The following is a 14,982-nucleotide window of genomic DNA, read 5'->3' on the forward strand; positions in this document are numbered from 1 at the left end:
TAGTGCCTGCTTACGGAATGCCCGGCGTCGCGGCCGATCGGCGCACCTCGCGCCTGACCGGTGCGATCATCCTGGGGGTCATCGCGGCCGTGCTGCTCGCGACTGTTGCCTATCGCCATCTGCGGACCGATGAGGGGTTGCGGATCGCGTTGCACACCGAACATCTCGGTGACGGCATCAGCGCGGGCAGTCAGGTCCGCATCGACGGGGTCACCGTCGGCGAAGTCGCCGCGGTGACCCCGGGCGAGCGTGGCACCCAGCAGATCTCGCTGCTGCTCGACGAGCACCGCCTGCACGGCATCGACGACAGCCTCGCCGTCGACTACGCGCCGACCAACCTGTTCGGCATCGCCGAACTGGAACTGCTGCGTGGTACCGGTGGTTCTCCGCTGCGCGCCGGCGCGGTGCTCGACCTGACCGGCCCCAATGCCGACCGGGTCTACGACGCGACGATGAGCGCGATCCTGCGCAGCCTGTCCCAGGTCGGGATGACGGTGACCAGCCCGCAGATGGCGACCGTCGTCTCCCAGCTGGCCGCCGACTTCAAGGCGTTCACCCCGCTGGTCCAGGCCCTGATCACGGTCGCCAAGACCATCGCCGACAACCAGGACGTCGCGCCCTCGGAGCTGTTCGGCCGCCTCGGCCCCGCTTTCGACGGCGGCGGCCAGTTCGCCGGCGCCACCATGCAGGTGATCGACACGCTCAGCGAGATCCGGGTGACCCAGGTCGACAAGGACCGCTACGACATCGGCGTCGGCGTGATCGGCGGCTCGATCCTGCCCGCCCTGACCACCACGCTGAACACCGCGGGCGGCCACTTCGCCGAGACCACCGACATGCTCGCGCCGATGCTGCTCGCGCTGGCCCAGATGTCGCCGAGCCCGCAGCGCACCGGCGCCGAACTCACCGCCCTGCTGCAGAATCTGCGCGGCGCCATGCCCGACGGCCCCGACGGCCCGGTGCTGAACCTCGACGTCGAACTCAGCGGCGTGCCCGGTATCGCGGTGCCGCTGTTCGGAAAGGCCGGTGCGTGATGAAGATTCGCGGAGTGGCCCTGCGCCTCGGCGTGTTCTCGCTGGTGATGCTCGCCGTGCTCGGACTCGTGTTCACGCTGATCAAGCGCCCGGTCTCCGGTGACACCGAGGCACACGACGCGCTGTTCACCGACGCCAACGGCCTCAAGGTCGGCAACGACGTGCGGATGTTCGGCGTGCAGGTCGGCAAGATCGAGAAGATCAGCCTCGAGGGCGACAAGGCCAAGGTCTCGCTCACGGTCAAGACCGACACCCCGATCTACGACAACAGCACCCTCGCCATCCGGTACCAGAACCTCACCGGCCAGCGCTATGTCGACCTGCAGCAGCCGCCGAACCCGGGTACCAGGATCGCGGCCGATGCCAGGATCGGCGCGCACATGACCGTCCCGTCCTTCGATGTGACGAGCCTGTTCAGCGGCCTGAAGCCGGTGCTGGCGACGCTGTCGCCGGAGGCGATCAACCAGTTCACCGCCAGCCTGCTCGCCGTCATCGAGGGTGACGGCAGCGGCCTTGGCCCCGCGCTGACCGCGATCGACGAGCTCGCGAGCTACGCCGAGGACCGCCAGCAGGTGATCAGCACGCTGATCCGCAACCTGTCCGACATGGCCGACCGCCACGGCGGCCGGGTCGGGCACCTGCTGCCGCTGCTGGCCCGGCTCACCGACATCTTCGAGGCGATGCAGCGCAATATCGGCGGCGTCGCGCAGTTCGCGATGACCGCGCCCTCGGTGCTCGCGCCGGTGGACCGGCTGCTCGCCTCGCTGGGCCTGGTCGAGGGCGGCGGCGCCGATGTCGACGCGATGATCCGCGGGCTGTTCCCGAATCCGCAGGAGGCGGTCGCGGTGTTCGGGCGCCTGCCCGGCCTGCTGGCCACCGTCGACGCCTCGCTCTCGCGCGAGTTCACCGACTTCACGCCGACCTGCAGCAACGGTGCCGCCGAGGTGCCCGCGCCGCTGCAGGTGCTGATCGCCGGACAGAAGGTGACGATATGCAACGGCTGACGAAGTTCTTCTCCGGTGAGCGCCCGATCCTGGACGAGGCGGGCAAACGCGCGCGCGAGATCCGGATGGGCATCATCGGCGTGAGCCTGGTGGTCCTGTTCATCCTGGGTGCGGGCGTGCTCTATGTCGTTCCGCTGGGCAAGCACACCTACACCGCCGAACTGAGCGAGGCGCAGTCGGTGCGCGAGGGCGACGACGTGCGCCTGGCCGGGATCTCGGTCGGCAGCGTCACCGATCTCGAACTGAAGCCGGACAAGGTCGTCATGCGCTTCACCGTGAACAACGACGTGTTCGTCGGCGACAAGACCTCCCTCGACATCCGCATGCTCACCGTGGTCGGCGGTCACTATGTCGCCCTCTATCCCGCCGGAACCGCACCGCTGGGCGAGCAGCCGATCCCCGCCGACCGGATTCGCCTGCCCTACAGCCTGATCGAGACCTTCCAGGACGCGACCGCGCCGCTGGCCGCCGTCGACGGCGACACCGTGCGCGAGAACCTGGCCGCCGCGAACTCCGCCATCGAGTCCTCGCCCGAGGCGCTGCGCACCACCCTCGACACCGTCGGCAAGTACGTCGACATGCTCGATCGCCAGCGTTCGCAGGTGTCGAAGTCGATCGCGATCCTCGACGAGTACATCACCATGTACGACGGCGCCAAGTCCGATCTCGGCAGGCTGATGGACAACGTCAACCTGCTCGAAGACCTGCTGCTGAGCAAGAAGGCCGAACTGGCCGAAGCGGTCCGGCTGCTGGTCTCGGTGGTGAACCGCCTCGCCGGTCTCGCCCCCAGCTGGGACTCCACCCTGAAACCACAGGTGCAGGCGCTCGCCGACGCGCTGCCGCGGATGAGCGAACTCGGCGACCAGCTCGAGCCGGTCATCGGGACCGTGCAGGACCTGCAGACCAGGCTCGCGCAGCTGGTCACCCCCGAGGCCGGTGTCGTGGTCGACCAGTCCGGGTCGCGCGTGTGCGTGCCGCTGCCAGGGAAGGCCTGCTGATGCTGAAACGACTGCTCGGATCCCAGGCGTTCATGTCGATCGCCGGGGTCGCGGTGCTCGTCGCCCTGGTGACCGGCGGCTACTTCATCGCCTTCGATCCGCTGAAGAAGACCGAATCCTATTGCGCGATCATGCCCGACGCGATCGGGCTCTACCCGGGCAATCACGTGACGATGCGCGGCATCGATGTCGGCGAGGTGACCGCGGTGCGCAACGAGGGCGCCACGGTCCGCGTCGAATTCGAGGTCGACGCCCAATACCCGGTCCTCGCCGACTCTTCCGCGACCACCGTCGCGTATTCCGTTGCCGCCGACCGCAATCTGGCCGTGCTGAGCAGCGGCGAGGACACCACCGAGCTCACCGAAGGCTGCATCACCAAGACGCTCACCCCCAAGAGCATCACCGAGACGCTCACCGCGCTGGCGAGCCTGTCCGACCAGCTCTCCGGCGGCGAGGCCGGTCAGCCGACCGCGCTGGCCGACGGCCTGTCCGCGCTGGACCGCGCCACCGTCGGCACCGGGCCGACGGTCAACGAACTCGTGCACAAGCTCGGCTCGGCGATGAACAAGCCCGACGCCGACATCGGCCACCTGGCAGGGCTTTTCGACGCCTTCGCCTCGGTGTCGAACCGGGTCGCCGCCAACTGGGGCGACCTGCAGACGATGCTCGTTCGCCTCGCCCCGCTGCTGAACATGGCCTCCGACGATCTGCTCGGCCCGGCGACCTCGCTGTTCGACGGACTGAGCGAGCTGCTGCCGATGCTCAACGACATCGCCGTGATCCTCGGCGACCCGCTGATCGGCGCTCTCGACGAGACGGTCCCGCTGGTGAAGTTGTTGCGCGCCAACGTCGGCTCGCTCAGCGAAGTGGTCGAGAAGATGCCCGCGCTCGCCTCGGCGTTCCGCGGCGTCACCGATCCCGCGGGCGGCACCGCGATCACCTACGCCCCGCCGAAGGCGGCGCTGCCCGGTGGCGAGGCCGACCAGGTGTGCACCGCGCTCAACGCGCTGATCCCGGGGCAGTGCCCCGATCCGGCGCAGGGGCTGACCGATGTGAACCTCGTGCAGGTCGTGCTGGGAATGGCAGGTGCCCGATGAACACACAGCGACGAAAGTCCCTGCGGCGCGGCGTGATCGCGCTGGTGGCCGCGGCCGGACTCGCGGTCGGCGGCTGCGGCTTCGACCCCGCCGACGTGCCGGTGCCCGGCTCCGGCGTGAGCGGGCCGACCTACCGCGTGCAGATCGAGTTCAGCAGCGCGCTGAACCTGCCCGCCAAGTCGAAGGTGATCGCCAACGGCGCCCAGATCGGCGTCGTCGACGCGGTGCGCGTGGTCCAGCCCGCCGACGCCCCCGCCGGTCGCGGCGGTTACGTGGTCGTCGAGACCGAGATCATGGATTCGGTGCAACTGCCGGCCACCACCATCGCCGAACTGCGCCAGGACACCATCCTCGGCGACATCCACGTCTCGCTCACCACCCCGAAGGACGGCTTCGGCGCGCTGCTGCGCGACGGCGGCACCATCGGCATCGACCGCACCAAGACCCCGGTCCAGCTCGAGGACACGATGGCCACCATGGCCCTGTTCGTGCAGGGCGGCGCGATCGGTCAGTTGCAGGAGATGATCGGCCGGGTGAACTCGGTGATGCCGCAGGATCCGCGTGAGACCGCGCGCATCTCCGCGGTGATGGGCGCCGATGCCGCCGACCTGGCCGCGAACCTGGACCAGGTGGACCTGCTGGTCAACGGCCTCGCCCTCAACGCCGAGATCATGCACGACATCGAGCCGGAACTGACCAACATCCTCACCCCCGAGGCCATCGCCTCGCTGACCGGCACCCAGGACTCGATCGCCAAGACCATGGCGATCTTCGACGCGCTCGGCCCGGTCGGCTCCTCGCTGACCTGGTTGGCTCCCGTCGCGAGCTCCGGCGACGCCGCCGCGTCCGCTTTCCTGCCGCTGGCCACCGGCGGCTCGGCCGACCTGCGCACCCCGTCGAACATGGCCCTTCTGACCGCCCTGCTCACCGACAAGATCATCCCCTTCGCCGAACGCGGGCCGAAGGTGAACGTCACCGGAGTCCAGGTGTCCGAACAAGACCAGCTGGCGCAGATCGTCACCGCGCTGCGGATGATCGGAATGGTGCGATGAAGATCGGTGCACTGGCCTCCCTCGGCGGCATCGCCGCCATCACCGTGCTCGGCGCGAGCTACCTGACCTTCGGGGTGGTGCGGCTCGACCCGTTCGCCGACTACACCGCGGCCTCGATCGAGGTGGCGAACTCCGGCGGCCTCAGCGTCGGCTCGCCGATCCTGCTGACCGGCATCGAGATCGGCGAGGTCACCGCCGTGGACACGGCCTCGACCGGCGGCGTCGAAGTCGGCTTCCGGTTCGGCGCCGAGCACAAGGTGCCGATGAGCAGCATCGTCACCATCGAGCACCTGTCCTCCCTCGGTGAGCCGTACGTGCAGTTCGTCCCGCGCAGTGCCGACGGGCCGTATCTGACCGACGGCCAGCGCCTGGCCGGGGAGAACGTGCAGACCCCGATGTCGATTCCCGAGGTCGCGCGCCTGGTCACCAAGACCGTCGAGCAGCTCGATCCCACCGTGGTCGGCTCGCTGGTCGACACGCTCGGCCAGTCGATGGCAGGCACCGAGAACGTGATCCCGGAACTGGCACGGGCGGGCGATCTGCTCGCCGCGGCCATCATGAGCCGCGCGCCGCAGATCGCCGAACTGCAGAACAACTTCGAATTCGTCTCCGGCGACATCGCCTGGGCCGGCCCCGCCACCAGCGCGGCCGCGCCCGCGTTCGTCCGCCTGAGCCAGGTGATCGACGAGTTCGTCGAATCGGTCGGCCGGGCCACCGCCGCCGGTACGGGCGACCCGCAGGTGTACCTGCGCGACGGCGGTCTGGTGCCGCTGCTCGAGCGGCTCTCCGTCGCGCTCGACGAGCTCGGTCCCGAGCTGTCCACCCTGCTGCCCGGACTGCGCCCGCTCACCGAATCGGTCACCGCGAGCGCACCGCAACTCGATCTGAGCGCCCTGATCGCCCAGGCGCTGCACGACACCGATGCCGACTCGGTGAAGGTGCGGGTCGCGATCAAGTAAATTTCTGGCAACCACTGGATATAGGTATTCGCCCTGGCCAGTGGTTGTGCGCCCGAGCCGACCGGACTTCGAGCAACCGTGCGGTAGCCTGCTGGACGAGGGGGAGAGTCCAGGGTCCGCGGCGAAGGCGGTGCGATGGCAGAGAGCAGCGAGGGTCGCGAGGAACGGACCCGCAGCAGTACTCGGATGATCGCGATCGCGGCCGTGCTCGCCGCCCTGCTCGCGTTGGTCGTCGCGCTCGGCCTGGTGCTGCGCGCGAGCCAGGGCGACAAGGACGATCCGCCGGTGAATCCACTGGGCGCCAACGGTCTGCCGATCTCCGGCGACGGTGTCAGCACGGTCGACCAGGAGGTCAGCGACACGGGAGAGGGCTTCGCCCCACCGTGGCCCGCGCGGCGAGTCGGCGGGAACTGCTCTGCGGGCGGCATCGTCGCGCACTGGCTCGTCGACGATGACGGCCAGTGGCAGTGCACGGTGACCACTCCCGACAACCAACCCCCGCCCACCGAAGCGCCCCCGCCGCCCCCACCCGCCGAACCCGCCCCCGGACCGGAACCCGCGCCCGTCGAGGCACCCCCGCCCCCGGCCTTCGAGCCCCCGCCGCCGCCTCCTCCGCCACCGGCCTACGAGCCGCCGGTCTACGCCCCGCCGCCACCACCACCTCCGCCGCCGCCCGCGCCCGAGCCCGAACCGGCGCCGCCCCCACCTCCTCCGCCCCCGCCACCTCCGCCGCCGATCCTGGAGCTGCCCTTCCCGCTGCCGCCGATCGTCCTCCCGCCCGCGGTCGCCGTTCGGCCGTGACCAGCGGCGGGTCGGCCGCGCCGTCCCCGCGCCGTCGGTGAGACTGGTCAGCTATGGACCAGTTGGTGCTGACCCTGGTGATCCTGGTCGCGGCCGTTCTCGCCGAACCACTCGGTGAGCGGATCGGTCTCGCGCCATCGATCCTGATGACCTTGTTCGGCTGCGCGCTCGCGCTGATCCCGGCCGTCCCGAGCCTGAACATCCCGCCCGAGCTGATTCTTCCGCTGGTCCTGCCGCCCCTGCTCTACGCCGCTGCCCGCCGCACCTCCTGGCGCCAGTTCGCCGAGAACTGGCAGGTCATCGCCCTGCGCGCGGTGGGTCTGGTGATCGTCACCGCCATCGCGGTGGCCGCGGTGTTCCACGCCTGGAATCCGGCGACCGCGGTGGCGGCGGGTGTGGTGCTCGGTGCCCTCGTCGCCCCGCCCGATCCGGTCGCGGCCACCTCGATGGCGGGCAGGCTCGGCCTGCCGCGGCGACTGATCGTCACCCTGGGCGGGGAGGGCCTGTTCAACGACGTCACCGCGATCGTCATCTACACCGTCGGCATCCAGGCCGTGGTGACCGGCCTGTTCTCGCCGTGGCACGCCCTGGGTGACTTCGTGATCGCCGCGGTGGTCGGCCTCGGCGTCGGCCTGCTGCTGGGCTGGCTCGGCGGCAAACTCACCAAGTACCTCGACAACGCGACCTGGCAGGTGGCGCTGAGCCTGCTGCTGCCGTTCATCGCCTACGGCGTCGCCGAACACTGGGAGGGCTCGGCCGTCCTCGCGGTGCTGGTGTGCGCGCTCTATCTCACCGACGCCGTCACCGAGATTGGCGACCGCGAATACCGCCTGGTCGCCGACTCGTTCTGGGACATCGCCGAAATGCTCATCACCGGTTTCGCGTTCGCGCTGATCGGCTTGGAACTGCGGGTGGTCATCGAGGCGACGACGGACTGGTCCGCGCTGGCCGGGGTGACCGCCGCGGTGATCGCGGTCGTCGTGCTGCTGCGGCTGGTCTGGCTGCTGGTGACCCTCGGGGTGAGCACGAAGCTGTGGCCCGACACCGACGAACCGTTCACCTGGCGCGAGGTGATCGTCACCTGGTGGGCGGGGATGCGCGGGGTGGCGACGGTCGCGCTGGCGCTGGCCGTGCCGTTCACCATCGCCTCCGGCGAGGATTTTCCCGCCCGCTCGGAGATCCTGTTCGTCGCCTTCGCGGTGGTGCTGTTCACGCTGCTCGTGCAGGGCCCCACGCTGCCGTTGGTCGTCAAGATCACCGGGGTGCACGCCGACACCCGGCTCGAACGCGCCGTCGAACAGGAACTGTGGACCAGGGTGGTGCGCGCCCAACTGGCCGAGCTCAAGATGATCGCCGCCCGCGACGACCTGCCCGAAGACGTCTACGAGGACCTCAAGGACACCCTGCGCCACCTCTCCGCCAAGGCCGATCCCGAAGCGGCGGACGCCGATGCCAAGGCCACCTTGGACAAGGAACGCACGCTCGGCGCCAAGCTGCGCGCGGTCCGCGGCGCCGTCATCGAGGCGGGCCGCCGCGAAGCCCAGGCCGCCCGCCGCGAACCCGGCATCCCACCCGATGTCGTCGACCGCGTCATCCGCCGCCTCGACCTCGGCCCCTCCCGCTGACGCGCGTCGATCCCGTCTGTGATCGCCGCACCGCTCGGGCCGGCCGGCCTCATCCGCCGATGGCGTCAGCGAGCGAACCGATCACGTTCGCAGTCGCCGCACCGCTCGGGCCACCGGCCTCATCCGCCGAAGGAGTCGGCGAGCGAACCGATCGCGTAGACGCTCGCTGTCCCGTTCCACTCCCTGACCGGTCTCGGTGACCGCTGGCGTCAACCGCTGATCGTGTCGGCGAGCGAACCGATCGCATAGGTGATCGCCATGGCCAGCGCCCCGCCGACCACCACGCGCAGCACCGCCCGGCCCCGCTTGCCACCGCCGAGGCGCGCGCTCACCGAACCGGTGATCGCCAGGGCCACCAGCACCGCCACGACGGTGACCGGCACCCGCCACGACGCGGGTGGCAGCACGATCGCCAGCAGCGGCAGCAGCGCGCCACAGGTGAACGCGAGCGCCGAGGAACCCGCGGCCGCCCAGGGGTTGGTCAGCTCGCGCGGATCGAGCCGGAGTTCGGCCTCGGCGTGCGCGGTGAACGCGTCGTGGGCGGTGAGCTCCGCGGCCACCGTGCGCGCGGTCGCCGGGCTGAGCCCCTTCTGCTCGTAGATCCCGGCCAGCTCGGCCAGCTCGTATTCGGGATCCTCGGCCAGCTCCCTGCGTTCCTGCGCGAGCACCGCCTGCTCGGAATCACGCTGTGTACTCACCGACACGTATTCACCCGCGGCCATCGAGATCGCCCCGGCGACCAGCCCCGCCAGCCCCGCCGCCAGAATCGTCTGCGCGTTGTTCGTCGTCGCGGCCACACCCACAACCAGACCAGCGGTGGACACGATGCCGTCATTGGCACCGAGCACCCCCGCGCGCAACCAGTTCAACCGAGCGGCCAACCCCTCGGCATGCGGTTCGTGCGGCGGAACGATCGAAGACGAGTCCGACACCCGCCCAGCCTAATCCCGCCACTCACCGATCCAGCGCACCTGGCGCCCGGCGCCGCCCGGTGAGACTCTCCCGTCCGCCGGAGGGTGCCCGGCTGGTGGGACGCTTCCGTCCGCCGGGGGGTGCCTGGCTGGTGGGACGCTTCCGTCCGCCGGAGGTGCCTGGCCGGCGAGACGGTCCCGCCCACCGATCAGGCTCGGGTGACGACGAGTCCGCTGATCAAACCCGCGCGCCGAACACCTCGCGCAGCGTGTCGGCCAGGCGCACCGCCAGCGCGAGCACGGTAAGCATCGGATCGACATGCCCGTTGGTCGGAAACACCGATCCACCTGCGATGTAGAGGTTGTCCACCCCGTGCACCCGGCAGTGCTGGTCGACCACCCCGTGCCGCGGATCGGCCGACATCCGCGTGGTGCCACCGGGGTGCGCCGAGTCGGTCAGCACCACCCCCGCGGTGCCGTCCGCGAGCATGGCGGGCGCCACCTCGGGCGCGGGCAGCCCGAGCTGGGCGAACTCGCCGACCAGCAGTGCGAGCGCCCGTCGCACGGTTCGGTCCTCGTGTGCGCTGATCCGCCAATCCACCTGCGGCAGCGGCATTCCCCTCGGGTCGGTGCGGGTCGAGAGCCGGACCCGGCTGTCCGGGTCGGGCGCCTGCTCCACCATCGCCCGCACCTCGACATGGGTCAGCCGATGCGGCAGCCCGACCCCGTCGATCAGCCTGCGCCGCGCCCCGGCGAACAGAAGCCGGGTGTCCGCCAGCATGATTCGCGCATCCTGCAACCCACCTCGTCCGCGCAGCACCCGCTTCACCGCGTCCCACGGATCGTCGGGCGCGGTCACCTCCTGCAACCACAGCGCGCAGTTCAACAGCGACTCCCGGCGCTGCAGGCCGGGGGACAGGGCCAGCCCGTGCAGAAAGGTGTGCTTGCCCCGCGCGCTCTTGACCACGTACTTGCCGAACCGCGCCAGCGCCGCCCCGGCCGCCGCGGGCCCCAGCGTCGCCACCACTCCGCACCGATGATCGTGCAGATACCGCCCGACCTGGTCGTAGCGGTTGCCGATCCCGCCCGCGACCGCACGTCGCGAGGCCAGCAGCAGCCGCGGAGTATCGATACCACCCGCCGCCAGCACGAAGATCCGCGCTTCGACGGTGCGCACCCGCCCACCGGCACCGGTGACCTCGACCGAGTTCACATGCGCGCCGGTGGCATCGGTGTCGATATGGGTGACCGTCGCGTTCACCAGCACCCGCGCGGTCGGCGCCACGATCTCACGTACCCGAGGACCCCAGCGCTTGCAGTCGAACCGGTTGGTCGCGTCCCGGCTGATCTGCCAGAAGCACGGGCGCAGCACCGAGGTGTCGAGTCCGTCCGCGGGAGCGACGCGCCCGGCCAGCGGCCAGAACTCGGTCTCGGTGAACCCCGAACCGTGCCCGAGCCCCGCGTGCTCGGCGGCCCGATCGGCATAGGGGCGAAGCGCACGGGCATCGATCGGCCAGCCCGACCGCTTGACCCAGGGCCGGTGCGCGAAGTCGAGATCGTCGAGCACACCACAGCGTCCGCTCCACGAATGCGAACTGCCACCGAGCACCCGGTTGCCCGCGATCCGGTCCGGCGGTACCCGAGGCGCGCCGACGCTGTCCACGGCGGCGAATTCCGCTTCCCCCGCACCGATCTGGTGATCGCCGCTCTCCAGCACGAGCACCCGCAACCCCGCGGCGGCCAGTTCGGTGGCGACCGTGAGCCCGGCGGGCCCCGAGCCGATGACGCAGATCTGGGTGCGCAGCGCGTCGTCACCGACCGTGCGCAGATCCTCCACCAGCATCGGCGGTCCTCTCGCCCGTGCCCGAGGCGCGGTCGAGCACCCGGCCGCGCTTGGTGACACTCTAGAAGCCGCGGCCCCTAATTTCCGGCGGTCTCACAATGCTGGTTGACGAAAGCCCGGACGTATCCGGCGGATTGACGCACATACATCCACGCCCAAAACTCCAGGCCCGATTCGGTGGGGCTGGCCACCATGGTGATCTCGCCGTCGTAGCACTTGTCCACGATGTAGCGGGCGCGCGAGATGTGCGGGGTGAAGGTGACCACGATGATGTGGCGCCAGCCGTAGATCGTTGCGCGCCGGACGATTTCGCGCGCCTCGCCGTCGGTGGTCCACGGGTCGGGCACGAAACACGAGACCCGGAAGGCGAATCGGCCGCCGCAGTACTTGTTCATCAGCGGATCGTCGGGTCCGGTGGACTGCGAGATCAGCACCTCGGGGGCGTAGCCGCGCTCGGCGAGTTCGATGCCGAGGTCGAACCGTTCGTAGGGGGTGCCGCCGAGCACCACGATCACATCGGCGGGCCGCAGCGGGTCCAGTTGGGGGTGCACGAAGACCGGCAACCCGGCGAACGCGGCAGCCAGCGCGGTGACCAGTGCGCCGACGAGCAACCATCCCGCACGCCGAAAGAACGACACCGCATCGACGATACCGAAACGATGTCTTCTCCCTTCGGCCCTCGACAGGCACACTGGTGCCCATGACCGACACCGCCGTTGTCCCCGAACACCTCGACGTCGTCATCGTCGGCGCCGGACTGTCCGGCATCGGGGCCGCTTACCGGCTGCAGACCGAACACCCGCACCGCAGCTACGCCGTGCTCGAGGCCCGCGCCGACCTGGGCGGCACCTGGGACCTGTTCCGCTATCCGGGCATCCGCTCCGACTCGGACATGTTCACCCTCGGCTATCCGTTCAAGCCGTGGCGCGCGGCCCGCTCCATCGCCGACGGCGCCTCGATCCTGGACTACATCCGCGAGACCGCCGAGGAGAACGGCATCGACCGCCGCATCCGGTACAGCTCCCGGGTGATCGGCGCCGACTGGTCATCGGCGCGGGCGCACTGGCGGCTCACCATAGCCCACGACGGGCCAGACGGCCCCGAGCTGAGCACCCTGACCTGCGCTTTCCTCTACGCCTGCGCCGGCTACTACGACTACCAGCAGCCGCACGACCCCGCCTTCACCGGCCGTGACGACTTCGCGGGCACCGTCGTGCACCCGCAGTTCTGGCCCGCCGACCTGGACGTGCGCGACAAGCGCGTCGTGGTGATCGGCAGCGGCGCCACCGCGGTGACCCTGGTGCCCAACCTCGCCCCCGAGGCCGCCCACGTCACCATGCTGCAGCGCACACCCACCTGGATCAGCGCCGTCCCCGGCCGCGACAAGCAGGCCGACAAGATCCGCGACCTGCTCCCCGCCGGACTCGCACACCGGCTGATCCGCACCAAGAACATCCTGTTCAACATCGGTTTCTACCAGTACTGCCGCCGTCGCCCCGCCGCCGCGCGCAAGCTGCTCACCGGTCTCACCACCCGCATCCTCAAAGACGACAAACTCGTCGCCGAGCACTTCACCCCCGACTACGACCCCTGGGACCAGCGTCTGTGCGCCGCCCCCGACGCCGACTTCTTCAAGGCGATGAAGAAGGGCAAGGCCTCGGTGGTCACCGAGCGCATCGACACCTTCGTCCCCGAGGGCATCCGCCTGGAATCGGGCCGGACCCTGCCCGCCGACATCATCGTCACCGCCACCGGCCTGCGCCTGCTCGCCTTCGGTGGCATCGCCCCCTCGGTCGACGGCACCCAGGTCGAACTGTCCGAACAGTTCGTCTGGCAGGGCGCGATGCTCACCGGCCTGCCCAATTTCGCGATCTGCGTCGGCTACACCAACGCGTCCTGGACCCTGCGCGCCGACCTCACCTCGCGCCTGGTCTGCAAGGTCCTCACCCACCTCGACCGCACCGGCGCCCCCGCCGTCGTCCCCGAACCGAAGGGCGCGCTCACCGAACGTCCGCTGCTCGACCTGAACGCGGGCTATGTCCTGCGCTCGATCGCCGCGTTCCCCCGCCAGGGCAACCGGCATCCGTGGCGGGTCAGGCAGAACTACCTGCTCGACGCGCTGATCACGCTGCGCACCGATCTCGGCAAGACCCTGCGACCGGTCCACCGCGTGCGCGAGTTCACCCGCAACGGGTGAGGCGGAGGCGAGTATCGGCTTCCTACCGTTGGTCTGTGCCGCGGTGGCACGTCCGTTGACCCGACGGGAAAGGCCGAGCGATGACAACCCAGAATCAACACCCGGTTCGCGAGGGAATCGCGGCAGGAACCTCCATCGGCGCAGGCATCCTGTTGGCGGTGGTCGGTGTTCTGCAGATCTTCCAGGGGATCTCCGCCGTTGCCAACGACGACCTCATCGTCGTCGGCCCGGAATACGCCTACCAGTTCGACCTGACGAGCTGGGGCTGGTGGCACATCGTCATCGGCGCCATCGCGGTGATCATCGCGATCGGCCTGCTCGCCGGTCAGACGTGGGGCCGGGTGGCGGCCATGGTGATCGCCGCGCTGTCGATCATCGCGAACTTCCTCTGGCTGCCGTACTACCCGTGGTGGTCGATCCTGATCATCGCCGTCGACATCGTGGTGATCTGGGCGGTCGCCACCTGGCGGCCACACAACGCCTGAGGCGCCGAGCACGCGAACGCCGCTCCGGCCGGGGCGGCGTTCGTCATGTCCGGTCGGTGTCCGCGACACCGAGGGTGCCGCCGAGATGATCCGAGAGCCGCTCACCGAGCACGGCCAGTTCGGCCTTCTGCGGTCCGTCGAGCCCGTCGAGCACGAGCCGGCGCACCGCGACCAGGTAGTCCGGCGTCGCCTCCACCACCTTGGCCGCCCCGGTCGCGGTGAGCACGGCATCGATACCGCGCCCCGATTCCGCCGCCACACGCCGCGCCCACCCGACCCGCTCGAGTTTCGACACGACATGGGAGAGCCGGGAAATGGACCCGTGTCCGCGCGCGGCCAGCACGCTCAGCCGCATCCGCTGCTCCGGCGCCTCGTGCAGCAGCGTCAACACCCGGTACTCGAAGTGCGTCACCCCGAATTCGCGCTGTAACCGGGAGTCGAGCGCACTCGGCACCCGCATGGCCAGGGTGACCACCGCGCTCCACGCCCGTCGCTCGACCGAATCGAGATCCTCTGCCACCACACCCCCTGAAGTTAGCCGAAGAATTGCTGAATGTCGGCAAACTGTATATCGGAGGGTGGTCGGTGTCTACGTGTGTCACGTCATGTCACCAGGTGGGGCGCCATATGTCGGACATCCGAAGCTAGGACGCCCGATCGGTTAGCCACCGGATCGCCATCGCGAACCGCCTGCTGATCGGGCATGTCATAACCGCCCCCGCGGCCCGGATCGCGCGTACTGTGGGTGCCACGACCTGGGAAAACGTCCGATTTTCCAGGCGATTTGACTTCGTGTTCTCGGCTGCGTAACTTTATTCGAGTCAGAGCGACACGGACACCAACCCGGTGCCGAGGAGCAGCCCGCCAGGGCCGCTACGGTACAGGGAAACGAGGTAGGACGATGAGCGCCTGACTGATCATGTGTTCAGGGTCATCGAGCCGGGATTTGCTTCTGGTGGATGGTCTGAGCTACAGT

Annotated in this window: 14 protein-coding genes; 10 read left to right on the top strand and 4 right to left on the bottom strand. The window is 69.7% G+C overall.

Annotation, left to right across the window (positions count from 1 at the left end):
- Positions 1-2 precede the first annotated feature (2 nt).
- The 8 genes from ACFVVM_RS31630 (at position 3) to ACFVVM_RS31665 (ending at position 8,570) form a co-directional block, all read left to right on the top strand.
- Complete coding sequence (locus ACFVVM_RS31630; protein WP_387625804.1) at positions 3-1,034, top strand: MlaD family protein; 1,032 nt, start codon at positions 3-5, stop codon at positions 1,032-1,034.
- Positions 1,034-2,038: an MlaD family protein gene (locus tag ACFVVM_RS31635; protein WP_387625806.1), complete on the top strand. Its 1,005-nt coding sequence runs from the start codon at positions 1,034-1,036 to the stop codon at positions 2,036-2,038. Before ACFVVM_RS31630 ends, ACFVVM_RS31635 begins: the two co-directional genes overlap by 1 nt.
- Positions 2,026-3,036 carry an MlaD family protein gene (locus tag ACFVVM_RS31640; RefSeq protein WP_387625808.1) on the top strand — a complete coding sequence of 337 codons (1,011 nt, stop codon included), beginning with the start codon at positions 2,026-2,028 and terminating at the stop codon, positions 3,034-3,036. The genes ACFVVM_RS31635 and ACFVVM_RS31640 overlap by 13 nt, the downstream gene beginning before the upstream one ends.
- Positions 3,036-4,133, top strand: a complete 1,098-nt coding sequence (locus ACFVVM_RS31645; RefSeq protein ID WP_387625810.1) for an MlaD family protein — start codon at positions 3,036-3,038, stop codon at positions 4,131-4,133. Before ACFVVM_RS31640 ends, ACFVVM_RS31645 begins: the two co-directional genes overlap by 1 nt.
- Positions 4,130-5,185, top strand: a complete 1,056-nt coding sequence (locus ACFVVM_RS31650) for an MlaD family protein (protein WP_387625812.1) — start codon at positions 4,130-4,132, stop codon at positions 5,183-5,185. The genes ACFVVM_RS31645 and ACFVVM_RS31650 overlap by 4 nt, the downstream gene beginning before the upstream one ends.
- Positions 5,182-6,144: an MlaD family protein gene (locus tag ACFVVM_RS31655; protein ID WP_387625814.1), complete on the top strand. Its 963-nt coding sequence runs from the start codon at positions 5,182-5,184 to the stop codon at positions 6,142-6,144. Before ACFVVM_RS31650 ends, ACFVVM_RS31655 begins: the two co-directional genes overlap by 4 nt.
- Before the next feature lie 135 nt (positions 6,145-6,279).
- On the top strand, positions 6,280-6,945 hold the full coding sequence (locus ACFVVM_RS31660; protein WP_387625816.1) for a hypothetical protein: 666 nt from the start codon (positions 6,280-6,282) through the stop codon (positions 6,943-6,945).
- Positions 6,946-6,998: 53 nt separating this feature from the next.
- On the top strand, positions 6,999-8,570 hold the full coding sequence (locus ACFVVM_RS31665) for a Na+/H+ antiporter (protein ID WP_387625818.1): 1,572 nt from the start codon (positions 6,999-7,001) through the stop codon (positions 8,568-8,570).
- 209 nt (positions 8,571-8,779) lie between these two features.
- On the opposite strand, the gene ACFVVM_RS31670 is transcribed toward ACFVVM_RS31665, so the two are convergent.
- From ACFVVM_RS31670 to ACFVVM_RS31680, 3 genes are all read right to left on the bottom strand, one after another.
- On the bottom strand, positions 8,780-9,502 hold the full coding sequence (locus ACFVVM_RS31670) for a VIT family protein (RefSeq protein ID WP_387625820.1): 723 nt from the start codon (positions 9,500-9,502) through the stop codon (positions 8,780-8,782).
- Between the two features lie 217 nt (positions 9,503-9,719).
- Positions 9,720-11,324 (bottom strand): GMC oxidoreductase, encoded by a 1,605-nt coding sequence (locus tag ACFVVM_RS31675; RefSeq protein ID WP_387625822.1) that lies wholly within the window; start codon positions 11,322-11,324, stop codon positions 9,720-9,722.
- A 77-nt stretch (positions 11,325-11,401) separates the two neighbouring features.
- Positions 11,402-11,962 (bottom strand): YdcF family protein, encoded by a 561-nt coding sequence (locus tag ACFVVM_RS31680; protein WP_387625824.1) that lies wholly within the window; start codon positions 11,960-11,962, stop codon positions 11,402-11,404.
- A 62-nt stretch (positions 11,963-12,024) separates the two neighbouring features.
- Between ACFVVM_RS31680 and ACFVVM_RS31685 the strand changes: the two genes are divergently transcribed.
- Both ACFVVM_RS31685 and ACFVVM_RS31690 read left to right on the top strand, forming a co-directional pair.
- A complete protein-coding gene (locus tag ACFVVM_RS31685; RefSeq protein ID WP_387625826.1) occupies positions 12,025-13,521 on the top strand; it encodes a flavin-containing monooxygenase in 1,497 nt (498 codons plus the stop codon).
- 80 nt (positions 13,522-13,601) lie between these two features.
- On the top strand, positions 13,602-14,006 hold the full coding sequence (locus ACFVVM_RS31690) for a hypothetical protein (protein ID WP_387625828.1): 405 nt from the start codon (positions 13,602-13,604) through the stop codon (positions 14,004-14,006).
- Between the two features lie 43 nt (positions 14,007-14,049).
- Here the strand turns inward: ACFVVM_RS31690 and ACFVVM_RS31695 are convergent, their stop codons facing one another.
- Entirely contained in the window at positions 14,050-14,526 is a 477-nt protein-coding gene (locus ACFVVM_RS31695) for a MarR family winged helix-turn-helix transcriptional regulator (protein WP_387625830.1), read from the bottom strand.
- Positions 14,527-14,982 lie beyond the last annotated feature (456 nt).

The sequence above is a fragment of the Nocardia sp. NPDC058176 genome (genome assembly GCF_042883805.1).
Taxonomy (GTDB): Bacteria; Actinomycetota; Actinomycetes; order Mycobacteriales; family Mycobacteriaceae; genus Nocardia.